This is a genomic window from Actinomadura bangladeshensis (genome assembly GCF_004348335.1).
GTDB lineage: Bacteria > Actinomycetota > Actinomycetes > Streptosporangiales > Streptosporangiaceae > Spirillospora > Spirillospora bangladeshensis.
Window position 1 is genome coordinate 1 of sequence record NZ_SMJW01000055.1, and the last position, 22,375, is coordinate 22,375.

25 protein-coding genes are annotated in these 22,375 nt (G+C 72.6%); 9 read left to right on the forward strand and 16 right to left on the reverse strand.

Annotated features, from left to right (window positions below; translation table 11 throughout):
• The 4 genes from E1284_RS44030 to E1284_RS13415 form a co-directional block, all read right to left on the reverse strand.
• A partial coding sequence (locus E1284_RS44030; protein WP_207923740.1) for a glycosyltransferase family A protein occupies positions 1–212 on the reverse strand: 212 nt, incomplete at its 3' end.
• Between the two features lie 173 nt (positions 213–385).
• Positions 386–577, reverse strand: coding sequence for a hypothetical protein (locus E1284_RS13405; RefSeq protein WP_131939386.1), 192 nt, complete (start codon positions 575–577; stop codon positions 386–388).
• Positions 578–654: 77 nt separating this feature from the next.
• Positions 655–906, reverse strand: coding sequence for a DUF1876 domain-containing protein (locus E1284_RS13410; RefSeq protein ID WP_131939387.1), 252 nt, complete (start codon positions 904–906; stop codon positions 655–657).
• Positions 907–1,010: 104 nt separating this feature from the next.
• A complete protein-coding gene (locus E1284_RS13415) occupies positions 1,011–1,865 on the reverse strand; it encodes a universal stress protein (protein WP_131939388.1) in 855 nt (284 codons plus the stop codon).
• A 306-nt stretch (positions 1,866–2,171) separates the two neighbouring features.
• Here E1284_RS13415 and E1284_RS13420 point away from each other — a divergent pair, with 306 nt between their 5' ends.
• Genes E1284_RS13420 through E1284_RS13460 form a run of 9 tightly spaced genes read left to right on the forward strand, consistent with a single transcriptional unit; the run spans position 2,172 to position 9,212 of the window.
• Complete coding sequence (locus E1284_RS13420; protein ID WP_131939389.1) at positions 2,172–2,405, forward strand: HypC/HybG/HupF family hydrogenase formation chaperone; 234 nt, start codon at positions 2,172–2,174, stop codon at positions 2,403–2,405.
• A complete protein-coding gene (locus E1284_RS13425) occupies positions 2,402–3,352 on the forward strand; it encodes a DMT family transporter (protein WP_131939390.1) in 951 nt (316 codons plus the stop codon). Before E1284_RS13420 ends, E1284_RS13425 begins: the two co-directional genes overlap by 4 nt.
• Complete coding sequence (locus E1284_RS13430) at positions 3,349–4,116, forward strand: DUF6390 family protein (RefSeq protein ID WP_131939391.1); 768 nt, start codon at positions 3,349–3,351, stop codon at positions 4,114–4,116. Before E1284_RS13425 ends, E1284_RS13430 begins: the two co-directional genes overlap by 4 nt.
• Positions 4,117–4,133: 17 nt before the next feature.
• On the forward strand, positions 4,134–4,628 hold the full coding sequence (locus E1284_RS13435) for a cyclic nucleotide-binding domain-containing protein (protein ID WP_207923735.1): 495 nt from the start codon (positions 4,134–4,136) through the stop codon (positions 4,626–4,628).
• On the forward strand, positions 4,625–5,494 hold the full coding sequence (locus E1284_RS13440; RefSeq protein ID WP_131939392.1) for an FAD/NAD(P)-binding protein: 870 nt from the start codon (positions 4,625–4,627) through the stop codon (positions 5,492–5,494). The genes E1284_RS13435 and E1284_RS13440 overlap by 4 nt, the downstream gene beginning before the upstream one ends.
• A gap of 2 nt (positions 5,495–5,496) precedes the next feature.
• Positions 5,497–6,288, forward strand: a complete 792-nt coding sequence (locus tag E1284_RS13445; protein ID WP_131939393.1) for an NADH-quinone oxidoreductase subunit B family protein — start codon at positions 5,497–5,499, stop codon at positions 6,286–6,288.
• Entirely contained in the window at positions 6,272–7,567 is a 1,296-nt protein-coding gene (locus E1284_RS13450) for a Ni/Fe hydrogenase subunit alpha (RefSeq protein WP_131939394.1), read from the forward strand. The genes E1284_RS13445 and E1284_RS13450 overlap by 17 nt, the downstream gene beginning before the upstream one ends.
• Positions 7,564–8,064, forward strand: a complete 501-nt coding sequence (locus E1284_RS13455) for a hydrogenase maturation protease (protein WP_131939395.1) — start codon at positions 7,564–7,566, stop codon at positions 8,062–8,064. The genes E1284_RS13450 and E1284_RS13455 overlap by 4 nt, the downstream gene beginning before the upstream one ends.
• Positions 8,061–9,212, forward strand: a complete 1,152-nt coding sequence (locus E1284_RS13460; protein ID WP_131939396.1) for a 4Fe-4S dicluster domain-containing protein — start codon at positions 8,061–8,063, stop codon at positions 9,210–9,212. Before E1284_RS13455 ends, E1284_RS13460 begins: the two co-directional genes overlap by 4 nt.
• Positions 9,213–9,275: 63 nt before the next feature.
• Here the strand turns inward: E1284_RS13460 and E1284_RS13465 are convergent, their stop codons facing one another.
• The 12 genes from E1284_RS13465 to E1284_RS13520 form a co-directional block, all read right to left on the reverse strand.
• Complete coding sequence (locus E1284_RS13465) at positions 9,276–9,518, reverse strand: acyl carrier protein (RefSeq protein WP_131939397.1); 243 nt, start codon at positions 9,516–9,518, stop codon at positions 9,276–9,278.
• Positions 9,515–10,900, reverse strand: coding sequence for a dihydrolipoamide acetyltransferase family protein (locus tag E1284_RS13470; RefSeq protein WP_131939398.1), 1,386 nt, complete (start codon positions 10,898–10,900; stop codon positions 9,515–9,517). Before E1284_RS13470 ends, E1284_RS13465 begins: the two co-directional genes overlap by 4 nt.
• Positions 10,893–11,921, reverse strand: coding sequence for an alpha-ketoacid dehydrogenase subunit beta (locus E1284_RS13475; RefSeq protein WP_131939399.1), 1,029 nt, complete (start codon positions 11,919–11,921; stop codon positions 10,893–10,895). The genes E1284_RS13470 and E1284_RS13475 overlap by 8 nt, the downstream gene beginning before the upstream one ends.
• Positions 11,918–12,961: a pyruvate dehydrogenase (acetyl-transferring) E1 component subunit alpha gene (gene pdhA, locus E1284_RS13480; protein WP_207923736.1), complete on the reverse strand. Its 1,044-nt coding sequence runs from the start codon at positions 12,959–12,961 to the stop codon at positions 11,918–11,920. The genes E1284_RS13475 and pdhA overlap by 4 nt, the downstream gene beginning before the upstream one ends.
• A complete protein-coding gene (gene acsA / locus E1284_RS13485; RefSeq protein ID WP_131939400.1) occupies positions 12,958–14,733 on the reverse strand; it encodes an acetate--CoA ligase in 1,776 nt (591 codons plus the stop codon). The genes pdhA and acsA overlap by 4 nt, the downstream gene beginning before the upstream one ends.
• Before the next feature lie 102 nt (positions 14,734–14,835).
• On the reverse strand, positions 14,836–15,729 hold the full coding sequence (locus E1284_RS13490) for a universal stress protein (protein ID WP_131939401.1): 894 nt from the start codon (positions 15,727–15,729) through the stop codon (positions 14,836–14,838).
• A gap of 145 nt (positions 15,730–15,874) precedes the next feature.
• A complete protein-coding gene (locus E1284_RS13495; protein WP_131939402.1) occupies positions 15,875–16,444 on the reverse strand; it encodes a hypothetical protein in 570 nt (189 codons plus the stop codon).
• Between the two features lie 43 nt (positions 16,445–16,487).
• The gene (locus E1284_RS13500; protein WP_243714462.1) at positions 16,488–17,537 is read right to left on the reverse strand and encodes an Acg family FMN-binding oxidoreductase; all 1,050 of its coding nucleotides are present in this window, start codon (positions 17,535–17,537) and stop codon (positions 16,488–16,490) included.
• 133 nt (positions 17,538–17,670) lie between these two features.
• The gene (gene ppdK / locus E1284_RS13505; RefSeq protein WP_243714463.1) at positions 17,671–20,382 is read right to left on the reverse strand and encodes a pyruvate, phosphate dikinase; all 2,712 of its coding nucleotides are present in this window, start codon (positions 20,380–20,382) and stop codon (positions 17,671–17,673) included.
• A gap of 175 nt (positions 20,383–20,557) precedes the next feature.
• A complete protein-coding gene (locus E1284_RS13510) occupies positions 20,558–20,854 on the reverse strand; it encodes a hypothetical protein (RefSeq protein ID WP_131939404.1) in 297 nt (98 codons plus the stop codon).
• Between the two features lie 135 nt (positions 20,855–20,989).
• Complete coding sequence (locus tag E1284_RS13515; protein WP_131939405.1) at positions 20,990–21,985, reverse strand: hypothetical protein; 996 nt, start codon at positions 21,983–21,985, stop codon at positions 20,990–20,992.
• A gap of 103 nt (positions 21,986–22,088) precedes the next feature.
• Entirely contained in the window at positions 22,089–22,349 is a 261-nt protein-coding gene (locus tag E1284_RS13520) for a hypothetical protein (protein ID WP_131939406.1), read from the reverse strand.
• Positions 22,350–22,375 lie beyond the last annotated feature (26 nt).

Genomic DNA, 22,375 nt, shown 5'->3' on the forward strand with positions numbered 1-22,375 from the left:
GCGTCGGTCGATCCGTCGTCGACCAGGACGACGTCCAATTCGCGGACCGACTGGCGGGCGATCGAGGCCAGGCATTCCTCAAGATACGGTTCGACGTTGTAAATGGGCACCACCACACCGACACGCGCCTCGGACTCCATTCGCCATGCCTCCACTCGCTCCCAGGGACCATCCCGAACACGGCTCCGCAGCGGACTCCCGCTATTCAGCATGCCAGCATTGACCGGGTGCCCTGATCAGCTTCCCGGCGTTTCACACACTGGCGGACGCCACTGACCGCTAACAGGGACCTTCGTCCTCGAAAACGCCTTTAAATTCTCCTGCCTCAGCGCGGACTCGGGCCCATCGTCTTTCGGACCCGCGGCTTATTCGCCTACCGCGGCGGCTATTTCGCAGAGATATCCCGGTGAGCGGCGGATCCGGCCGGCTTCGCGGGCCGGGCGGCGCCCGAGCCGATCAGGAGCCGCGTCAGCAGCAGCACGCCGGTGAGGCCGGCTGCGGTCCACAGCACCACATCGGCGGGCGCGCCCAGCGACATGGCACCCGACGCGGCCGCCGCACCGAACGCGGGCAGCACGACGTACCGCCACCGCCCGGCCCGCCTGGCCGAGACGGCCGGACCCGGAGGCCCGGCCGCGGCACCGCGCCCAGTCCTCATGCCGGACCGGCGAACTGGGCGATGTCCTCGCCTGCCACGCCGTGCAGCCGGTCGGCGAGGTCCGCCAGCGCCCGGCTGGCGGCCAGTTCCTCACCGATCTCCCGGACCTCGCGGTCGACCGGGTTGCGGCGCGCCCGGCCGTACCCGACCGGCTTCTTCTCGCCACCGGTGAACAGGACCGCGCGGGCGAGAGTGTCCGTGCCGTCTTCGCTGATGTAGAGCTCCACACTCCACTGCTTGGCGTCCATGACGACCTCCTTCGCTTGGCCGCTTCATCTCCATCCTTCGAGGGCATCGGCCGGCAGGGCAGGGCCGGAGGTCCCCCGCCCGTCGAGGCGAACGGCCCGCGGCCTCACCGGAACCGGCCGACGACCGCGACCGGGCATTCCGCGTGATGGATCACACCGTGTCCGACGGAGCCGAGCCTCGGCACGCCTCTTCGGTGACGGCTCGCGCCGACGACGAGGAGATCGACCGCCCGCGACACCCCGGACAGGATGGACACCGGGTGCCCCACGAGCACCTCGTTCACCACCTCGACCAGCGGATACCGCTCGTGCAGCGGGGCGTAGTCGGCGATGATCCTCCCGCGCCGCTCGTCGTTCATCCGGTCTTCGTCAATCGAGTACCCGGATTCGGCCAGGCCCGCCGAGATCTGCCAGGCGTGCACGACGCGCAGCCGCGCCCCGCGGACGGCGGCGGCGTCGAACGCGTACTCCAGCGCATCGCCCGCCTCGTCCTCGATGTCGTACCCCACCGCGACCTCCCCCCGGCCCGTGCCCGCCGCGCCGCGGACGACCACGACCGGAACGGCCGAATGCCCGGCCACGCGAAGGCTCACGGAACCGAGAAGGAGGCCGGCGAAGCCGCCGCGGCCGCGCTGGCCGACCACCAGCTCGAACGCGTGCTCCGACTCGTCCCGCAGCGCGTCCGGCGCCGCATTGACCTGCAGCGCCGTGGTCACTCGCAGCCCGGGCCAGTGCGTCCGCACGCGTTTCTCCGACTCCACCAGGACGGCGCGGCCCGCACGTGACACGCTTTCCGACTCAGCGGGCGGCGTGAACCGGCGGACCTGATACGGCCAGATCTGCGCTGCGTGCACGATGTGCAGCGGCCGGTGGCGCCGCGCCGCATCGGCGGCCGCCCAATCCACGGCGCGCTCGGCGATGCCGGATCCGTCCGTTCCCACAACGATCGGTGCGGACATGGGCTCCTCCAACGATCAGGCATGTTTCCGCAGCCACTTCCACACTGATGAGCTCCGGCAGCCGGTCGCAAGGGACCAAGGTCCGGCATCGGCCGGGGCCTTCGACGACACCCGTGCCCATCGCCTACGGCGTCCTCGTCGACGCGACGGAGTGAGGTTCCGGAGAGCCCGGCGCGCTCGTTTGGCGGTCGCCGGACGGGGGACTCGCCGAGGACGGAAGGGAAGGGACTTTGGGCCCTTGGCGCCCACCGCGTAACGGTTTCTCATGAGGTTGTTCCCCGGCGCGACCGCCGTTGGAGGTGTCACATGTGCCTGGAGCAGGTGGGCCGGGTCGTCACGACGGGCGACGGGAGGGCAGTGGTGGCCCGCGGGAAGGCGCGGGCCGTCGTCTCCCTCGTGATCCTCACCCTGGAGGGCGTCCCCGTGGTGTCCGGAGACTGGCTGGTCATGCACAGCGGCATCGCCGTTCGCAAGATCAGTGCGGAGGAGGCCGCCGGAATGGCCGCCGTGCGGGACGGCGCGGGAGGGCGGCGGCCATGAGCGGGCACGCGACCGGGTACCCGCGCGGGATCGCGTTCGCCGGCGGCACCGCCGTCGTCAGCGGTGTGGCTATCTTCCTCAACGCGCGCGGCGTGCGCGCCGCCGGGGACGCCGCCGTCTACACCACGGCGAAGAACCTGGTGGCGGCCGCGATCCTGGCACTGGCGGTCGCCCCGGCGGCGATGAGCCGTCTCAGGTCGATGCGGCGCGGTGACCGGACGCCGCCGCTGACGAGGAATGTGGTCGCGGGAATGCTCGCGATCGCGGTCATCGGCGGCAGCGTCCCGTTCGTGCTCTTCTTCGAAGGGCTGGCCAGGGAGTCGTCCGGTCATGCGGCGTTCCTGCAGAAGACCCTGGTGGTCTGGGTGGCGGTGCTCGCGCTGCCGCTGCTGGGAGAGCGGTCCGGAATCGTCCAGGCGGGCGCCATCGCGCTGCTGATCACCGGGCAGGCGGTCGCGGACGGCGGGCTCTCGGGCTTCCGGTTCGGCACCGGCGAACTGCTGATCCTCGCGGCGACGCTGCTGTGGTCGGCCGAGGTGATCGTGGCCAGACGGCTGCTACCGCAGGTCCCGCCGCTGGTGCTCGGTGCGGGACGGCTGTCGCTCGGGGCCACGGTGCTGCTGCTGTGGATCCTGGCGAGCGGCCGGTGGTCCGCACTGGCGGGCCTGGACCGCAGCGGCTGGTGGTGGGCGGCGGTGACCGGGATGGTCCTCGCCGTCTACGTCGCCGGCTGGTTCACGGCGCTCTCGCTCGCGCCGGCCGTCGATGTGACGGCCGTGCTGAGCCTGGGCGCCCTGGTGACCGCGGCGCTGTCGGCCGCGGACACCGGCGCCCTGCCGTCGGCCGCCGAGGCGGGCGGGCTGGCGATACTGCTCGCGGGGACGGCCCTGCTCGTGGCGGCGGCAGTCCGCGCACGCGGGCACGCCCCGGGGGGAGCGGCGTCGTGATCCCCGGCCCGGTGCTGTTCGCCCGGTTCGCCTACCCGCCCAACCTCCTCGGGTACTGCGGCCCGGACGACAGTGCGGCCGTCGGGGACTACGCCGGGGCGGGAACCGCCGACCGGGGGTTGACCGAGCTGGCCGGAAGGTTCTCCGGCGCCTGGCCGTACCTCCGGCTCATCGCGGCGGCGACGCGCATCGCCGACCCACTCGACGCACGGGTGGTCGGCGCTTACTGGATCGGCGGGCCGCTGCTCGAACGGATCGGGCCGTCCCTCCTGGCGGCCCATCTGGCCGAGCGGTTCGAGCGGCGGGTCGGCGGCCACCGGGCCGATCTGGTGTCCCTCGCAGGGGCCGGTGCGCGCGCACACCACAACTTCCATGTGTTCGGCGTCTACCCGTGGGTGGGATTGCTCAGATCGGGGTTCAGCGAAGAGCCGCTGCGGGTACTGGACCGGTGCCGTATCCGGTGGGGACGTGTCCTGACCGTCGCGGGCGGGGCGGTGACGGTCCGGTCACGGTCACTGGCATGGGACGGCCGTGTCCTGCGCCTTGGCGAACCCCGGACGGAAGTGACGCGGCCCGCTCCAGGGGTGCGCGTCCGAGAGGGCGACGTCGCGGCGCTGCATTGGGACTGGGTCTGCCACCGGCTCTCCCCGTACAGCGCGTCCATGCTCCGTCACTACACCCTCAGCCAGTTGCGGGTCGTCAACACGGCCGCGCGCCCCGCACCGGTTCTCGACCGCGGCCCCGGTACGCGGGCCCTTTCCTGAAGGAGGCGCCGGGCCAGATGGAGGAGACGAACGCCACGACGAACGCCGCGACGTCCGCCGCTCTGGCGGAGGAGCGCTTCTTCGCCGGGATGGCCGAGTCGCACTGTGCCGCGCTGGCCGCCACCGCCGACATCGTCTCCGTTCCGGCCGGGCACCGCTTCTTCGAAGAGGGCGCTCCGGCCCAGCGGTTCTGGCTGCTCCGCTCGGGCAGGGTCGCGCTCGATCTGCAGGTGCCCGGCCGCGGCGCGGTGGTGGTGGAGACCTTGCCGGCCTCGTCGATGCTGGGCTGGTCATGGCTCTTCCCACCGCACCGCTGGAGATTCGGCGCGGTCGCCGCGGCACCGGTGGCGGCCTTCCGTTTCGACGGCCGGGGAGTGCGGGAGCTGTGCGCCGCGGACCTCCGCCTCGGTTACGACCTCGCCCTGCGCTTCGGCGCCGTCATGCTGGACCGGCTCGAGGCGACCAGGGTCCGGATGCTCGACCTGTACGCGCACCCGGAGGAGCTGCGATGACCCCGGCCGCGCACAGCCCCATGGCGCCCGTCCCGTACCGGGTGACGGGCCGGCGTGCGGAGACGGCCGACACGGTCACGCTGACGCTGGAGCCCGTCGAGGCCGCTGTACCCGAGCCCGTTCCCGGCCAGTTCACCATGATGTACGTGTTCGGTGTCGGTGAGGTGCCGATCTCCGTCAGCCGAATCGGGCCGTTACCGGGGGGACGGGGCTCCGCCCGCTCACGGGGGACCGGGCCGGTGCTGGAGCAGACCGTCCGCGCCGTCGGCGCCGTGACCCGGGCCGTGTGCGCGACGCCGCCGGGGCAGGTCGTCGGGCTGCGGGGGCCGTTCGGCACCGGTTGGGGGCTGGACGGGGCACGGGGCCGCGACCTGTTGCTCGCCGCCGGCGGGATCGGGCTGGCCCCGCTGCGGCCGGCGGTGCTGCGCGCCCTGTCCGCCCGGGACTCCTTCGGCCGGATCTCCGTCCTGATCGGTGCGCGCACCCCCGATGACCTGTTGTTCGCCGACGAACTGGACATGTGGCGCGCGAACGGCGCCCAGGTCGAGGTCACGGTGGACCGGCCCGCCCCCGGCTGGGCCGGTCACGTCGGCCTGATCACAGCGCTGGTGGGCGCCGCGGAGGTCGATCCGGCCCGCACCGCGGCGTTCGTCTGCGGGCCCGAGGTGATGATGCGCGTCACCGCCGAGGCGCTCATCGCAGGCGGGATGCGCGCCGCGGACGTCCGGTTGTCCCTGGAGCGCAACATGCGCTGCGGGCTCGGGTGGTGCGGGCACTGCCAGCTCGGGCCGCTGCTGATCTGCCGGGACGGGCCCGTCCTGCCGTACGAGCGCGCCATGCCGCTCATGACCGTCAGGGAGCTGTAGCCATGGGACGACCGACCCTGGCCGTGTGGAAGTTCGCCTCCTGCGACGGCTGCCAGCTGACGCTCCTGGACTGCGAGGACGAACTGCTCGCCCTCACCGGGCGGATCGAGATCGCGCACTTCCTGGAGGCGACCAGCGCCGCCGGGGACGGCCCGTACGACGTTTCCCTGGTCGAGGGATCGATCACGACGCCGGCCGACCTCGACCGCATCCGGCATGTGCGGACGGTGTCCCGCAAGCTGATCACGATCGGGGCGTGCGCGACCGCCGGCGGCGTCCAGGCACTGCGCGACTTCGCGGACGTCGATGAGTTCGCCTCCGTGGTCTACGCGCAACCCGAGTACATCGCCGCGCTCGCGCGGTCCACGCCCATCGCGGCGCACGTACCGGTGGACTTCGAACTGCGGGGTTGCCCGATCGACCGGCGCCAGCTCCTGGAGGTGCTCGCCGCCCACCTCACCGGCCGCAGGCCCGACGTGCCCGGCCACAGCGTCTGCTTCGAGTGCAAGAGCCGCGGGAACGTGTGCGTCATGGTCGCGCGCGGCACCCCCTGCCTGGGGCCCATCACGCACGCGGGGTGCGGGGCGATCTGCCCGGCCTACGGGCGGGGCTGCTACGGCTGCTTCGGCCCCTCCCCCGCCTGGAGCGGCACCCGTCCCAACACCCGCGGGCTGTTGCCCTGGCTCGACATGACCGAGGACGAGACGCACCGGGTGCTCTCCACCTTCAACGTTTCGGCGTTCCGCGAGGAAGCGCGACCGGAGGAGGAGGCGGGCGATGACGCACCGCAATGACCGGACACTGAAGGTCGGGGCCCTCGCCCGGGTCGAGGGCGAAGGCGCCATGTACGTCCGGGTGCGCGGCCGGGCCGTCGAGGAGGTCCGGCTCGACATCTACGAGCCGCCGCGGTTCTTCGAGGCGTTCCTGCGCGGCCGTGCCCACACCGAGCCGCCGGACATCACCGCGAGGATCTGCGGGATCTGCCCGGTCGCCTACCAGATGAGCGCGTGCCAGGCCGTCGAGGCGGCCTGCGGCGTGCGGATCGGCGGCACCCTCGGCGAGCTGCGCCGGCTGCTGTACTGCGGCGAGTGGATCGAGAGCCACGCCCTGCACGTCTACCTGCTGCACGCGCCCGACTTCCTCGGCTACCCGGGTGCGGTGGAACTGGCCCGCGACCACCGCGCCGTCGTCGAGCGGGGTCTGCGGCTGAAGAAGGCGGGCAACACACTGATGGAGGTGCTGGGCGGCCGCGCGATCCACCCGGTGAACGTCCGGGTCGGCGGCTTCTACCGCACACCGGCGCGCGCTGAGCTGGCCCCGCTCACCGAACTGCTCCGGCGGGCCCGCGACGACGCGTTCGCCACCGTGGAATGGGCTGCGGGCTTCGAGTTCCCCGACTTCTCCCACGAGCACGAATACCTCGCCCTGTCCGCCGGACGGTATCCCCTGGAGGGCGGTGTGCTCCGCAGCAGCGGCGGTCGCTCCTTCACCGCCGCCGAGTTCGAAGACCGCATCGCCGAGGAGCAGGTTCCCCATTCGACCGCTCTGCACTCCCGCTTCACCGACGGCGGCCCGTACCTGACGGGCCCGCTCGCCCGCTACTCCCTCAACCGCGACCGGCTGTCGCCCCTCGCGCTGGAGGCCGCGGACCGGGCCGGGCTCGGCCCCGAATGCCGCAACCCCTTCCGCAGCATCCTGGTGCGCGCCGTCGAGATCGTCTACGCGGTGGACGAGGCCCTGCGGATCATCGCCGGCTACGAGCCACCGCCCCTGCCGTCCCTGCCGGTGCCGCCCCGGGAGGGGACCGGGCACGGCGTCACCGAGGCGCCGCGCGGCGTCCTCTACCATCGTTACGACCTCGGCCCGGACGGCCTGATCCGGGCCGCGCGGATCGTTCCGCCGACATCCCAGAACCAGGCCGCCATCGAGGACGACCTGCGCCGTTTCGTCGCCGCCCGGCTGCACCTCGACGACCACGCCCTGACCCACCGGTGCGAGCAGGCGATCCGCAACTACGACCCCTGCATCTCCTGCTCCACCCACTTCCTCGACCTCACCGTCGACCGGTCATGACGATCGTCATCGGCGTGGGCAACGATTTCCGCCGCGACGACGGCGCCGGACCGGCGGTGATCGAGGCCCTCCGCGGCAGGGTCCGGGCGAGGCTCGCGGTGACCGACGGCGAGCCGGCGCGGCTCATCGCGTTGTGGGCGGGCGCCGGGTCGGCGATCGTCGTGGACGCGGTACGCGCCGAGCCACCCGATCCCGGTCGCGTCCACGACCTCTGCGCGCAGACCGCGGCTCTGGCCGCGCGGTCCGTCAGCGGCCACGCCCTCGGCCTCGGCGACGCCGTCGCGCTGGGGCTCGCCGTCGGCCAGATGCCGGACCGCCTGCGCGTCCTGGCGATCGAGGGCGCCGACTTCGGCTTCGGCCGCGGACTGACGCCCGGGGTCGCCGCGGCGGTCGCCGCCGTCGCCGGCCGGCTGGCCGCAGAACTGGTGCCCGGCGGCGCGGAGCCGGCCGGGCCGATCGTCCGGCACCCGCACCGGAAGGGGAACCACGCGTCATGAACACACTGGCACTGGCCGATCTCGGCCCTCTCCACGCAGCACTCCGCCGAGCCGGATACACCGTCATCGGCCCGACCGTCCGCGACGACGCCATAGTCCTGGCGGAACTGGACTCGGTCGAACACCTGCCGTACGGATGGGGCGTCCGGCTCAGCCCCGGCGGCTACCGGGTGATCCGCAGGGAGGACGGCGCGGCGTTCGCCCACGCGGCCGGGCCGCAGTCCTGGAAGCCCTTCCTGCACCGGTCAAGGGTCAAGCTCTGGGAGGCGCGCCGCAGCGAGGACGGTTTCGTCGCCGAGGCCGAGACCGACGCACCCGCCCCGGCCCCGCTGGCACTGCTCGGCGTCCGGCCGTGCGACCTGCGCGCCATCGCCGTCCAGGACCGCGTTCTCATGGGCGGCCGCCACGTCGACCCGTCCTATGCGGGACGCCGCAGGGACGCCTTCATCATCGCCGTCAACTGCACCGAGCCCGGTGAGACCTGCTTCTGCGTCTCCATGGGCACCGGTCCGCAGGCGGGCCCCGGATACGATCTCGCGCTCACCGAACTGATCGGCCGGGACGGCCCGCGCTACATCGTGGACGTGGGCACCGAGCCGGGCGCCCGCGTCATGGACGACGTGCGGGCGGGGCCCGCGGAGCCCGCCGACGTGGACCGGGCCCGTGCGGAGGTGACGGCTGCGGCCGACCGGATGGGCCGGGAGATGCCCGCTCTGGGCCTGCACGACCTGATGGCGGGCAGCCTGGACGCGGCTCGCTGGGACGATGTCGCCGAACGCTGTCTGAGCTGCGGCAACTGCACCATGGTGTGCCCGACCTGCTTCTGCACCAGGGTCACCGACACCACCGACCTCACCGGCGACCACGCCGAGCGCTGGCAGCTCTGGGACTCCTGCTTCGACCCGGACTTCTCCCACCTGCACGGCGGCGACGTCCGGTCGTCCGCGAAGAGCCGCTACCGGCAGTGGCTCACCCACAAGCTCGGTACCTGGCACGACCAGTTCGGTTCCTCCGGATGCGTGGGCTGCGGCCGGTGCATCGTCTGGTGCCCGGTCGGCATCGACCTCACCGTCGAGGTGGCGGCGCTGCGCGCCGAGGCCGCCGCGGAGGGCATCGGCCGCGCCTCCCACAGGCCCGGCCACTCGTGAGCCCGCCCGCGGGTGTACGCCGGTCCCTCTGCCGCGTGATCCCCGGGCGGTGCTTCCTTCGGGTCAGCTTCGGCGGGCGAGGTAGGCGGCGCAGCCGTCCAGAGTGAACAGTTCGGGGTAGTCGTCCTCGTCGATGCGCACGCCCGAGCCTTCGGTGAGCGCTTCCACGAAGCCGAGGAAGTCGAGGGAGTCGAGGCCGAGGTCCGCGCGCAGGTCGACGTCGCCGCCGACCTGCGCGGCGTCGATGTCCGGGGCGACCTTCTCCAGTGAACGAGCGGCCAGTTCGCGTGCCTGCAGGGGTGTCATAGCTCCTCCGGATGCTGGAGCAGCCGGTCCACGGCCTCCAGGAGCCGCGCACCGGTGGGCCCGTCGGTGGCCCGGTGGTCGGCCGCCAGCGTTGCGGTGACGACCGGGCGGACGCCCAGCAGCCCGTTCACCGCCCAGGGCCGCTCGACGATGGCGCCGAAGCCCAGCAGGGCCACCTGCGGCGGGAAGATGACGCCCGTCACCGAGTCCACTCCCCGCTCGCCCAGGTTCGTGACGGTGATCGTGGCGCCGCCCAGCTCGGAACCGCGCAGCCGGCCCGTCCTGGCCCGGACGAGCAGGTCCTTGAGGGCGGCCATCAGTTCCGCCAGCGGGAGCCCGTCGGCGGCGCACAGGGTGGGTGTGACCAGCCCGCCGCCGCGCAGCGCCGTGACGACGCCGAGGTGGACGCCGTCGCCGGGGACGAAGGCATCGTCGATCCAGTGGCCGTTGAGCTCGGGCACCTCGCGCGCGGCCAGCGCGCTCGCCCTGAGCAGCAGCGCGGACGGCAGGACGCGCGCCGCCACCGGCACTTCGCGGTTGCGTTCCCGCAGCCATGGAACCGCCCGGCCCAGGTCGATGGTGGTGCTCAGGTAGTAGTGCGGGATCTCGCGCTTGCTCCGCGCCATGAGGCCGCCGATCGCCCGCCGCATCGCCGCCTGCCTGCCCTCGGCCGCGGGTCGCTCCGCCTGCTGCCGCCCGGTAGGACGGCCCGTGGTCCGCGCGGCGGCCCGGACGTCCGCGGCGAGGATGGCGCCGTGCGCACCGGACCCGCGCAGATCACTCAGGTCGACCCCGAGTTCGGTCGCCAGCCGGCGGCCCAGCGGAGACACCTTGGGCCGGGTCACCGGCGGGACGGCTCGTTCGGCGCCCGCCCGCTCGATGTCCGCCCGCTCGATGTCCGCCCGCTCGATGTCCGCCCGCTCGATGTCCGCCCGTACGATCCGGCCGCCGTGCCCCGTACCGTGCACCGAGGCCAGGTCGACGCCCCGTTCTTCCGCCAGGCGCCGGACGAGCGGAGTCGCGATCTCGTGGTGCCGGGATGGGGCGACAGGCCCTGCCGGTTCCCCCGCCGGTTCCCCCGCCGGGGGCCGGACGGAGGCGGACGGCCGGGGCTCCGCGACCGGGGCCGGGCGTTCCGGCCCGCCTGACGGTGGGGCCAGGTGGGCGAGCGGGGTTCCCACGGGGACGGTGGCACCGGGCTGGACCAGGAGGGTGTCGATCACGCCGTCGTCGAAGCACTCGACCTCGATGTCGGCCTTGTCCGTCTCGACGACGGCGACCGTGTCGCCTCTGTGCACTCTGTCCCCCGGCTTGACCAGCCACTGGGTGAGGGTGCCGCGGTCCATGTCGGCGCCGAGTGAGGGCATCGTAAAGTCAGGCATCGCCGCTCACCGCCCGGTGGACGGCTGCGACGATGTCATCCGGCTGCGGAAGCGCCGCCTCTTCCAGATGCCGTGCGTAGGGGACGGGGACCTCCGCGCCGCACACCCGTCCGACCGGTGCGTCGAGGTCGTAGAACGCCTGCTCGGTGATGCGGGCGCTGATCTCCGCGGACAGGCTTCCGGACCGCCATGCCTCGTCCACGATCACGGCGCGGTGGGTGCGGCGGACCGAAGCCATGATGGCGGCGTCGTCCAGTGGCCGCAGCGACCGCAGATCGATCACTTCCGCCTGGACTCCCTGGGAGGCGAGCCGCTCGGACGCCGCCAGGGTCTTGTGGAGGCTTCCGCCATAGGTGACCAGGGTGACGTCCGAGCCGGTCCTGCGCACCGCCGCACGGTCGATGTCCACCGTTCCCGCGGTGGGGGGCAGCCGTCCCGACATCGGATACAGCGAGGCGTGCTCGAAGATCAGGACCGGGTCCGGGCTCTCCAGCGCCGTCCACAGCATGCCGCGGGCGTCCTCCAGGGTCGCCGGGGCGACGATCCGCAGGCCGGGGATGTGCGCGTACCAGCCCTCGAGGCTGTGGGAGTGCTGGGCGGCCAGCTGGCGTCCGGCCCCGGTCGTCATGCGGATGACGAGCGGCACGCCGAACTGCCCGCCGGACATGTGCGACAGCGTGGCCGCGTTGTTGAGGATCTGGTCGAGCGCGAGCAGGCTGAAGTTGACCGTCATGATCTCCACGATGGGCCGCATGCCGGCGAGGGCCGCGCCGATGCCCGCGCCCACGAACGCCGACTCCGACAGGGGCGTGTCGCGGATCCGCTCGGGCCCGAACGCCTCCAGCAGGCCGAGGCTGACGGCGAAGCAGCCGCCGTAGCGTCCGACGTCCTCGCCCATGAGGAAGACGCGGTCGTCCCGGGCGAGAGCGTCGCGGAGTGCCGCTCTCAGGGCCTCGCGATAGGTGATCGTCCCGTTCTCGGCGGTTTCCGGGCCGCCGCGGGCCGCCTGCGTGGTCGTCATCGCCGCACCGCCTCTCCGGAGTAGACGAACCGCTCCAGGTCCTCGACCGGTTCCGGCGGCGCGGCCTTCGCCGCGTCGACCGCCCGGTCGATCTCAGCGGCGATCTCCTTCCCCATCACGGCGAGGTCGTCGTCGGTCAGTTCGCCGCCGGCGCGCATCCGGGATGCGAGGGCGTCGATCGGGTCGTGGCGCTTCCATTCCTGGATCTCCGCCTTGTCGCGGTAGCGGTCCGGGTCGTACATCGAGTGGGCGCGGTAGCGGTAGGTGCGCATCTCCAGGAAGTGCGGGCCGCCGCCCCAGCGCACCGCCTCGGCCGCCCGCCGCGCGGCCGCTGAGACGGCGAGCACGTCCATGCCGTCGACCGCCCACGACACCACCCCGTAGGAGGAGGCACGAAGGGCCAGGTCGGTCTCGGCATGCTCGCGGGCGAGCACCGTGCCCATGGCGTAGCGGTTGTTCTCGCAGACGAACAGGATCGGCAGGTGCCACAGCGCGGCCAGGTTGACGCATTCGTGGAACTCGCCCTCGGCGACCGCGCCGTCCCCGAAGAAGCACGCGGTGACCCGGTCGGCGCCGCGCATCCGGTCGGCGAGCGCCAGCCCGACCGCGATCGGCAGCCCGCCGCCGACGATGGCGTTGCCGCCGTAGAAGCGGGTCGCCGAGTCGAACAGGTGCATCGAGCCGCCGCGGCCGCGGCTGCATCCGGTGGACCGCCCGAACATCTCCGCCATGATCGCCTCGGCGGAGACGCCGCGGGCGAGGGCGTGGCCGTGCTCGCGGTAGGTGCTGACGACGGCGTCCCCCGGATCGAGGGCCGGCATCACCCCGGCGGCGACCGCCTCCTCCCCGATGTACAGGTGCAGGAAGCCGCGGATCTCCGCGGCGCTGTACAACTCGACGCAGCGCTCCTCGAAGCGCCGGATCCGCAGCATCTGGCGCAGCAGGCTCCGGTGCTCCTCGGCGACCGCCGGCCCGCCGCTCCCCCGGGTGCGGGCAGCCGCGGCCGCTTCGCTCTTCCCGGTGTTCTTCTTCCTGGTCATGGCGCTTGCTCCAGTGTCGACACGTCACCTTCGGGCAGCCCCAGCTCGCGTGCCTTCAGTAGCCGGCGCATCACCTTGCCGCTGCGCGTGTGCGGGAGGTCCTGGTCGAAGGCGATCTCCTTGGGGGCCAGGGACGCCAGCCGCCTGCGCCCGAAGGCGATCAGCTCGCGGCGCAGCTCCTCGCCCGCCTCGTAGCCGGGACGCAGCGTCACGAACGCCTTGACGACCTCCCCGGCGACCGGGTCCGGCCGGCCGATGACCCCGGCCTCCGCGACGGCTTCGTGCTCCATCAGCGCGCTCTCGACCTCGAACGGGCCGATGAGATGCCCGGCGGACTTGATCACGTCGTCCGCGCGGGCGACGAACCAGTAGTAGCCGTCCGCGTCCCGGCGGGCGATGTCACCGGTGAGGTACCAGCCGCCGGCGAACGCCTTGGCATAGCGGACGTCATCGTGCAGGTAGCCGCGGAACATCGAGGGCCACCCGGGGCGTAGCGCCAGTTCGCCCTCGGCATCCGGGCCGCTCAGCACCGTCACCCGGCCGCCGGGCGACACGCGAGCGCGCCCGTCGGCGCCCCGCTCCAGCAGTGCCGCCTCCACGCCCGGCATGGGACGCCCCATCGAGCCGGGCCTGATGTCCATGGACGCGTAGTTGCTGATCATGATCGCGCCGGTCTCGGTCTGCCACCAGTTGTCGTGGACGGGCACTCCGAGCGCCTCCGCGCCCCACACGACGGCCTCCGGATTGAGCGGCTCCCCCACGCTGGCGACGAACCGCAGCGCCGACAGGTCGTGGCCGCGCGCCGGCTCCGTCCCGTAGCGCATCAGCATCCGCAGCGCCGTCGGGGCCGTGTACCAGACGGTGACCCGCTGTTCCTCCAGCGTCCGGTACCAGCGCCGCACGTCGAACTCTGCGGCGTCGACCAGCAGGGTCGCGCCGTGGGTGAGCGGGGCGATGATCCCGTACGAGGTGCCGGTGACCCAGCCGGGGTCCGCCGTGCACCAGAACACATCGCCCGCCCGCAGGTCGAGCGCGTACGCGGCGGTGAGGTGGTGCGCCACCACCGCCTCGTGGACGTGCACCGCGCCCTTCGGCCGTCCCGTGGTGCCGCTGGTGAAGTGCAGCAGCGCCATGTCCTCGGGGTCCGTCGGCGGGATCTCGAAGACCGGAGCGACGTCGTCCATGATCTCGCGGTAGGACACCGTGCCGGGCGGCGTCTCGTACCCGCCCACGATCAGCACGTGCTCCAGCCCCGGCAGCTCGTCCCGGATCTGGACGACCTTCCTCGCGTACAGCCCGGGGCTGGTGACCAGGACCTTCGCATCGCCGATCCGGAGCCTGTCGCGGATCGGCTCCGGCCCGAACGCCGGGAACAGGGGCGAGAAGACACTGGTGTTCTTCACTGTGCCGAGCGCGGTCACGTACAACTCGGGAACACGGCCGAGCAGTGAGAACACCCGCTCGCCCTTGCGCACCCCGAGCGCCCGCAGCACGTTGGCGAACTGGTCGGTCTCGTCCCGCAGGCGGGCGTAGGTGAGATCGGTGGCGGTGCCGTCCTTGTCCAGGCAGCGCAGCGCCACCCGTTCGCCGAGCGCCCCCGCGGCATGCCGGTCGACCGCCTCGAAGGCGATATTGAGCCCGCGCCCGCCGGGAAGCCCGTCCATGGCGGCCCGCGCATCGTTCCAGGAGAAACGAGCGCAGACCTTATCGTAGTCGTCCAAGTTGGGCGGGCCGCCGGAGCGCCCGGCTTTGCCGATGGTCTTCCAGTCCATTCGGCCCACCTCCGCGTGAACGAGGTTCCGCCTTCATCGTCGACCGCGGGCCGACGGCGTCCCAGGGCCGGAGGTCCCGAGCCCGAGAGGGCCAACGGCCTCCTACGCACGCTCCCCGTCCTGGACGTCGCTCCCCGCGGAGGCGTGGACGACCGCCACCGGGCAGGGCGCGAGGTGGATGAGCGCGTGGCTGACCGAGCCGAGCAGCAGGCCGCGGAAACCGCCCAGCCCGCGCGAGCCCACGACGAGCAGCCGCGCCTCGTCCGCCGCGTCCATCAGGACCTGCCGCGGTACCCCGGTGACGATCTCGGTCTCGGCCCGCACGCCGGGATGGCGCTCGCGCAGCGGGAGCATCAGCTCCGCCATCCGCGCCTCTGCCGCGGCTCTCATGCCGGCCTCGTCCACCAGCGGCGGCAGTTCCCGCGCGGGTACCGGGTCCCAGGCGATCACCGCTCGCAACGAGAGCCCGTGGGCGTCCGCCTCGGTGAAGGCCGTGGCCAACGCCGCCTCGGACGCCGGCGAACCGTCCATGCCGACCACGACACGTCCGGGCCCCCTCTCCGGGTGCGGGAGGCCGCCGCGGACGATCACGACCGGGCACGAGGCGTGCGCGGCCACCTGCGCGCCGACCGACCCGAGCGTCAGGCCCGCGAATCCGCCGGCGCCGCGCGAGCCCAGCACGATCAGATCGGCGCTCTCGCTCGCCTCGATCAGTCTGGCGGCGGCCGGTGCCCGCGCGAGCACCGCCCGCGCCTTGAGGTCGGACGCCACCTCGCGGGCATGCTCGATGCCCGCGTTCAAGATCTCCTGCGCGTTCGCCCGCGGATCGACCGCGGGCATGGGGGCCAGTCCGCCGGCGCGGACGTCCCACGAATGGAGCACGGTCAGCGGCAGGCTCCGCCTGCGGGCATCATCGGCGGCCCAGTCCAACGCCCGTGTGCTTTCCTCGGAACCGTCGTACCCGACGAGCAGGCCGGTGATGGGTTGTTCGCTCATGTGTCCCCCAGATGTCGCTTCTCCCCGTCACGTCACCCATCGGTTCCAGACCCTGGTGGCGACCACCTCGGTCACGATCGCGGCGGTTTTCGGTCCATCGTCCCGACCGATCGACAGGTACGGTCGTCTCCAGCGTTGCCCGCTCTCACGCTCGCGCACCAGGGACGAAGGGCCTTTGCCAATCCTTGAGACCGAGCCTCATTTCGTTCCCGCGAAGTGGAGATCGCGCACCCTCGGGTTGGGAGGCGGGACGCCGGGGCTTCATCCGGGTGTCGCCCGCCCGGATCCCGTCCGAGGTCCCGTCGATCACGGGACGCGCTCCATGCGATTGCAGTCCCAGCTGGACTTTCCACATCGCTTCGGCCAGTGCGTGGAACTGATACAGCAGACGTCGCAGCATGGGCAGGTTCCCGGCATCGGCCGTCGCGACGGCGTGTTCGGCGACGATTTCGAGCCGGTTGACGCGGCAGCCCAGAAAATGCGCAAGGGCATCGCGGCGAACGCTTCCCGACAGGGCATCGAGCAGGATCGCCCCGGCGGCACCTAACTCGACCATGACCTCCCCGGTGGCGGCTCGGACGTCAACGTCCGCCTCCCAGCCGTCCTTCGCCAGAAGGCGAAGCCTGCTCAATGCCGGCAGGCAACGCCGGTGATGCTCTCGCAACCGCCCCTCCAACAGGGCTGCGTCAAGTGTGCCGACACCCGTACCGGTCATGGTTCCTCCGTACTCCCTGCCGACGCAGTGGCCGACGAAGCCGTCATTCGCTGCTGAGGACGTCCGCGACCGGGCGCCGGCGGCTGTGCAGGCGGCGTGCCGCGTGACCGAGGCGCAGCACCATCTGCGGATGCCCGCAGACGAGGTCGCGGCGTACCGCAGCCCGCAGGTGGGGCGATTCCAGCGGCTGCGTGTGGAAGGCCGCGCTCACGTCCAGCGTCGCCGCATGCAGCAGCACGTGCTGGAGCGCCTGGCCGGCGAGCAGCCAGTCCACCCGCCTGTCCTCACGGGTGGTCAGCACCGCGACCGTCCCCACGGCCGCAGGGGCGGTCCTGGGGCCGGGCTCCCGGTCGCCCGCATCGCGGCCGGCCTCCCAGGGCGCACCGGCGAGGTCCCGCGAGGGGAACTCCAGGACGTCCGCCCGGATCGGGGTGGAGCCCGTCGCGAGGCCGTCGACGCGCCCGCTGCCCGGCGGGGCGGTCCAGGCGAGCAGCTCGCCGAGAACACGGGGGTCACGGAGCTGGGCCGCCTCGGCGGCCTGGACGTGCTCGGCCAGGTGCCGGCACTGCGCCTCGTCCTTGACGACGCGCAGGCCCGCGCCCTCGTACCGGGCGATGCCGCCCAGCACGGTCGGCAGCATGGGCGGCAGCGGGGTCGCCAGGAATCGCCCGCGGTGCGTGCGGCGGCGCGGGATCGTCCGGTACAGCAGCTCCTCGTACGGCCGCGGGGCCGTCCTCGTTCCCCACGTGACCCTGGCCAGCAGGTCCGGATACGCCGGGTTGGGCAGCAGCCGCACCTGCGGAGTGAAGCCCAGGCGCCGCACGGCCAGCCGTGCGTTGAACAGGGCCGCACCGCAGCTGATGAACATCTCGCGCCCGCCCGGGTCGGCGATCGGCAGCAGGCGCGCGCGGTCGGCCCAGAGCTCCAGCCCGTCGGAGCGCTCGATGAAGCGCCACGGCTGGGTGTTGTGGATGGACGGCGCCAGGATCGCCGCGCGGACGACGAAGCGTGCCGCCAGATCGGCCCGTTCGGTTCCGGGAGGCGTTGCGGGCGTGTCCCGGCGCTCCGCCGAGACTCGTGCGGCGTTGACCATCTCGACCTCCAGCCGTGAGGGTGCGGCACTTACAGCCTGCTGGGCCGGCTCCGGTGCCGCATCGTGTCCAAAGTCCTCTCTGCCGGGACCTTCGGTCCCGCGCCCGTCCTTTCCCGGTCGGGCGAGCCGAGCCTCAGCGCGTGTCACCACGCACGCCGCCCTCGGCATCGTCCAGGACGGCGGCCCGGCCGGCCTCCAGGCGGGCGATCGGCACCCGGAAAGGCGAGCAGGAGACGTAGTCCAGTCCCACCCGGTGGAAGTACCGCACGGACGCCGGGTCCCCGGCGTGCTCGCCGCAGACGCCCAGTTCGAGCTCGGGCCGCCGGGCCCGGCCCTCGGCGGCGGCGATCTCGATCAGGCGGCCGACGCCGTCGCGGTCCAGGGTCTCGAAGGGCGAGGCGCCGAAGACGCCCTTGTCCAGGTAGGCGGTGAAGAATCCGCCTTCGACGTCGTCGCGGGAGAAGCCCCACGTGGTCTGGGTGAGGTCGTTGGTGCCGAAGGAGAAGAACTGCGCGGCCTCGGCGATCCGCCCGGCGGTGAGCGCGGCCCGGGGCAGCTCGATCATGGTGCCGATCGGCATGTCGAGCGCGACGCCGGTCCGTTCGGCCACCTCGGCGAGCACCCGTTCGGCGTCCGCACGGACGATCTCCAGCTCCCGTACCGCGCCGACAAGCGGGATCATGATCTGGCCGTGCGGGTCGCCGCCGGCCCCGGCGCGTTCCGCGGCGGCCTCGGCGAAGGCTCGTACCTGCATGGCGAACAGTCCGGGGACGACCAGGCCGAGCCGGACGCCGCGCAGCCCCAGCATCGGGTTCTGCTCGTGCAGGCGCCGCACGGCGACCAGCAGCCGCCGGTCGTGCTCGACGGGCTCGCCTCGCGAGTCGGCGACCGCCACACGCACCGAGAGTTCGGTCAGGTCGGGCAGGAACTCGTGCAGTGGCGGATCGAGCAGTCGCACCGTGACCGGCAGGCCGTCCATCTCCGCCAGGATCGCGGCGAAGTCCGCACGCTGCAGCGGCAGCAACGCGCCCAGTGCCTCTTCCCGCTCGGCATCGCCGCCGGCGAGGATCACCCGTTCGATGAGCGGGCGCCGGGCGCCGAGGAACATGTGCTCGGTACGGCACAGTCCGATGCCGCGCGCTCCGAAGCGCCATGCCCTGGCGGCGTCCTGCGGCGTGTCGGCATTGGCCCGGACCTCCAGCCGCCGGACGGCGTCGGCGTGGGACAGTATCCGGTGCACGGCCGCCACCAGCTCGTCCGCCTCCGGGCCCCGCGGGTCGAGCCCGCCCTCGAAGTACCGGACGACCGGGGATTGCACGACCGGCAACTCCCCCACGTACACGGCACCGCTGGAACCGTCCACGGAGATGACGTCTCCTTCGCCCACGACCACTCCCCCGGGACCGGTGAACCGCCGTCCCGCGGTGTCGACGTCGAGGTCCTCCAGCCCGCACACGCAGGTGGTGCCCATGCCCCGGGCGACGACGGCGGCGTGCGAGGTCTTGCCCCCTCGGCTGGTCACGATGCCGGTGGCGGCGATCATGCCGCCGAGGTCGTCGGGGTTGGTCTCGCGGCGCACCAGCACGACCCGCTCACCGCGGCTCGCCCATTCCATGGCCGTCGGTGAGTCGAACACCGCCCGGCCGACCGCGGCGCCGGGTGAGGCCGCGATCCCGGTGGCGATGGGGCGGGCGCCCGAGTCCGTCGCGAAGCGGGGGAACGCCAGCCGGCCCAGCTGGTCGCCGCCGACCCTGGCGACGGCCTCGTCCATGTCGATGAGTCCTTCGTCGGCGAGCTGGACGGCGATCCGGAAGGCGGCCTCGGCCGTGCGTTTGCCGACGCGGGTCTGCAGCATCCACAGCCTGCCGCGCTCAATGGTGAACTCGATGTCGCACAGGTCGCGGTAGTGCTTCTCCAGCGTCCGCATGTTCTGGAGCAGTTCGTTGTAGGAGCGCTTGTCGATGTGCTCCAGTTCCTGTAGCGGCACAGTGTTACGGGTCCCGGAGACCACATCCTCTCCCTGGGCGTTCCCCAGGTAGTCGCCGTAGACGCCCGCATGTCCCGTCCCCGGGTCCCGGGTGAACGCCACGCCCGTGCCGGAGTCCGCGCCCAGGTTTCCGAACACCATGGCCATGACGTTGACCGCCGTGCCGAGTCCGTCCAGGATGTGCTCCCGCCTGCGGTACAGCCGGGCCCGCTCCCCGTTCCAGGAATCGAAGACCGCGCGGATCGCCATGTCGAGCTGCGTGCGCGGATCCTGCGGGAAGGGCCGGCCCGTGGCGGCGAGGACGATGTCCTTGAACTCCTCGACCAGGACCCTCAGCTCCTCGACGCCGAGGTCCACGTCGGCGGTGACGCCCTTGTGTCGTTTGGCCCGGTCCAGCCCGTCCTCGAACCGCCCTTCGGGGACGCCGAGGACGGTCTTGCCGAACATCTGGATGAGGCGCCGGTAGGAATCCCAGGCGAACCGGGCATCGCCGGTCCGCGCGGCCAGCCCGGCCAGCGTCGAGTCGTTGAGGCCGATGTTCAGGACGGTGTCCATCATTCCCGGCATGGAGAACTTCGCACCGGAACGCACGGATACCAGCAAGGGATCAGCGGCGTTCCCGAGGATCCGTCCCGCTTTCGCCTCCAGTGCGGCCAGGTGCGTGCTCACCGCCTCCCTCAATCCCGCGGGCTCCCGCCGCGCGGCGAGGAACGCCCGGCACGCCTCGGTCGTGATCGTGAAGCCCGGGGGGACCGGCAGGCCGAGACCGGCCATCTCGGCGAGGTTCGCGCCCTTCCCGCCCAGCAGGTCGCTCAGGTCCTTGCCGCCTTCGGCGAAGTCGTAGACGAGGTTCGGCACGGGTGTCTCCTCCCGCTCGTCGCCGATCACGGCGAGATCGGCGGTCCGAGTCCGACTCTGCATGAGGCGTCCTCCGGATCCACGGGGCGAAGGTCCCGCAAAGGGCCTCGAAAGGGACACTCGCGACCGCCGTCCCACGGGGGCGGCCACCCAGCGCATCCGCGGCCGATCGCGCTCACCTCGTGCACGGACTCCCGGACACGTCCACCGACGCGGTGTGAGGCGCGGGCTCGGGGATGCCGGCCAGGCGATGGCCGAGACTGCACAGCGCGAGCCCGGCGGCCATGTCGGCCTCACTCGGCCCCGCTTCCGCAGGCGGGGCGCCGCCGGTGCTCCCCGTGCCCACCAGCGCGGTGCCATCGCCGGGGGACAGCACCGCCCAGGCCTTGATGTCACCGCTGTCGCCCTCGCTGAGGTAGACCTGCACCTTCCACCGCGTCCCAGCGTTCACCGCCGCCTCCAGAGTCGTCACGCCCGTGTTCCGATGATGAACGACCGCAGAACGCCATTCGGAGGGCCCTTGGTCCCGTCGTACCGGGACGAGAGGCGGTGGCTCACGGTCGCCCGCGGCCCGCGGCCCGCGGTCCCCGGCCGGCCGGGCGGGGGGTCATCGGGTCCAGAGCACCGCGTGATGGTGGGTTCCATCGGACGTGGTCGCGGAGTACCCGGCGAGTTGTCCGTGATCGTTGACTCCGTAGGCCGCGGCCGAACCACCGGCGGGCAGCCCGGGCAGCGGAACCGCCCGGCCGTTGCGCCACACGATGGCGTCGACGTCGACGAATCCCGCGGCCTGGCCGGCGTTGTTGATGTCATGGACCTGCGCGAACAGCGCCGGTTCGGACGGCAGCGGAGTCGTCGCACCGCGGTGCCAGATCGAGGCGTGCCCGCCGCCGTCGTTCAGAGCGACCTGATGCCGTTCGTTGGCCGCGACCGGATAGGACGGGGCGTCCGGGATCAGCGTGGCGGGAACGCCGTGCCGCCACGCGGTGGCGCGCGCGTTCATGGGGTCCTCGGGGAAGAAGCGGTGGCCCACGATCCAGCCGTCGTCGGTGATGTCCGTGGCGAACGAGGCCTCGCCCGCCGGATCCAGGTCGATCACGCGACCGGCATGCCAGCGGACCGCGTGCCGGGTGTACGGGCCCGACGGGGCCGTGCTGCTGCCCACTACGTCACCGGCGTTGTCGACGCCCTCGCCGTAGCTGTCGGTACCGCCGGGCAGCGCGCCGAGGTCGCGCATCCGCCCGTCCCTCCAGAGGAACGCGTGCGTGCCGCCGGAGGACGAGTTGTAGCCCGTGACCTCGTCCCTGTCGTTCAGGTCGGTTGCCACGCTCCACAGTCCGCCGGGGAGCACGCCGAGGTCGATGACGCGGCCGTTGCGCCAGAGCGTGGCGTGACCGTCGCTCTGCCCGGCCGCATGACCGTGCTCGTTCACCGCGAACGCCTCGGACGAGTCGCTCCCGTGCAGCGTCCCCAGATCGATGACGCGGTACGCCCCGCTCTCCAGGGCCGGAGTGGCGGCCTTCGCCGCCGGTGCGCCGAGCAGGGCGACACCGATGCCCACCGCGAGCGCACTCGTGAGTCCGTACCTTCGTAAGCTGCGCATGGTATGCCTCCCATGGCCGCGACAGCTTGATGGTCGGTACGAACGTAAGTCGCGTCGCCGAGCGCGAGGCAGGGACCAAGGTCCCCGCCGTTTCCCGGCCGGGCTACTCGGCCGCTCGGCTCATCCCGCCACCGCCCGGCCGGGAGACGGCGGGGGCGTCGGATGCGGTGTGCAGGTCGAAAACGACGTGGCGCAACTCGGCGATGGCAAGATCCAGTTCGCCCAGGGCCGCCTGCACATGCCGTGCGGCGTGCGGGTCCTGGATGCCGGCCGCGTCGGCGGCTGCGGCTTCGGCGGTCTCCGCCTCCCGCGTCGCCTCGAACGGGTCGTAGGTGAATCCTGGCGCTCGCGATCGTTCAGGCATCGCTGACCTTCCGGGGTCAGGTCAAC

What these genes read in the sequence shown, in the direction of transcription:
- pdhA (WP_207923736.1), bottom strand. Translation starts at nt 12,961, where the DNA reads ATGACCAGGAAGAAGAACACCGGGAAGAGCGAAGCGGCCGCGGCTGCC.
- E1284_RS13445 (WP_131939393.1), top strand. Translation starts at nt 5,497, where the DNA reads ATGGGACGACCGACCCTGGCCGTGTGGAAGTTCGCCTCCTGCGACGGC.
- E1284_RS13410 (WP_131939387.1), bottom strand. Translation starts at nt 906, where the DNA reads ATGGACGCCAAGCAGTGGAGTGTGGAGCTCTACATCAGCGAAGACGGC.
- E1284_RS13435 (WP_207923735.1), top strand. Translation starts at nt 4,134, where the DNA reads ATGGAGGAGACGAACGCCACGACGAACGCCGCGACGTCCGCCGCTCTG.
- E1284_RS13415 (WP_131939388.1), bottom strand. Translation starts at nt 1,865, where the DNA reads ATGTCCGCACCGATCGTTGTGGGAACGGACGGATCCGGCATCGCCGAG.
- E1284_RS13440 (WP_131939392.1), top strand. Translation starts at nt 4,625, where the DNA reads ATGACCCCGGCCGCGCACAGCCCCATGGCGCCCGTCCCGTACCGGGTG.
- E1284_RS13490 (WP_131939401.1), bottom strand. Translation starts at nt 15,729, where the DNA reads ATGAGCGAACAACCCATCACCGGCCTGCTCGTCGGGTACGACGGTTCC.
- E1284_RS13515 (WP_131939405.1), bottom strand. Translation starts at nt 21,985, where the DNA reads ATGCGCAGCTTACGAAGGTACGGACTCACGAGTGCGCTCGCGGTGGGC.
- E1284_RS13460 (WP_131939396.1), top strand. Translation starts at nt 8,061, where the DNA reads ATGAACACACTGGCACTGGCCGATCTCGGCCCTCTCCACGCAGCACTC.
- E1284_RS13455 (WP_131939395.1), top strand. Translation starts at nt 7,564, where the DNA reads ATGACGATCGTCATCGGCGTGGGCAACGATTTCCGCCGCGACGACGGC.
- acsA (WP_131939400.1), bottom strand. Translation starts at nt 14,733, where the DNA reads ATGGACTGGAAGACCATCGGCAAAGCCGGGCGCTCCGGCGGCCCGCCC.
- E1284_RS13470 (WP_131939398.1), bottom strand. Translation starts at nt 10,900, where the DNA reads ATGCCTGACTTTACGATGCCCTCACTCGGCGCCGACATGGACCGCGGC.
- E1284_RS13420 (WP_131939389.1), top strand. Translation starts at nt 2,172, where the DNA reads ATGTGCCTGGAGCAGGTGGGCCGGGTCGTCACGACGGGCGACGGGAGG.
- E1284_RS13520 (WP_131939406.1), bottom strand. Translation starts at nt 22,349, where the DNA reads ATGCCTGAACGATCGCGAGCGCCAGGATTCACCTACGACCCGTTCGAG.
- E1284_RS13475 (WP_131939399.1), bottom strand. Translation starts at nt 11,921, where the DNA reads ATGACGACCACGCAGGCGGCCCGCGGCGGCCCGGAAACCGCCGAGAAC.
- E1284_RS13425 (WP_131939390.1), top strand. Translation starts at nt 2,402, where the DNA reads ATGAGCGGGCACGCGACCGGGTACCCGCGCGGGATCGCGTTCGCCGGC.
- E1284_RS13500 (WP_243714462.1), bottom strand. Translation starts at nt 17,537, where the DNA reads ATGGTCAACGCCGCACGAGTCTCGGCGGAGCGCCGGGACACGCCCGCA.
- E1284_RS13465 (WP_131939397.1), bottom strand. Translation starts at nt 9,518, where the DNA reads ATGACACCCCTGCAGGCACGCGAACTGGCCGCTCGTTCACTGGAGAAG.
- E1284_RS13450 (WP_131939394.1), top strand. Translation starts at nt 6,272, where the DNA reads ATGACGCACCGCAATGACCGGACACTGAAGGTCGGGGCCCTCGCCCGG.
- E1284_RS13495 (WP_131939402.1), bottom strand. Translation starts at nt 16,444, where the DNA reads ATGACCGGTACGGGTGTCGGCACACTTGACGCAGCCCTGTTGGAGGGG.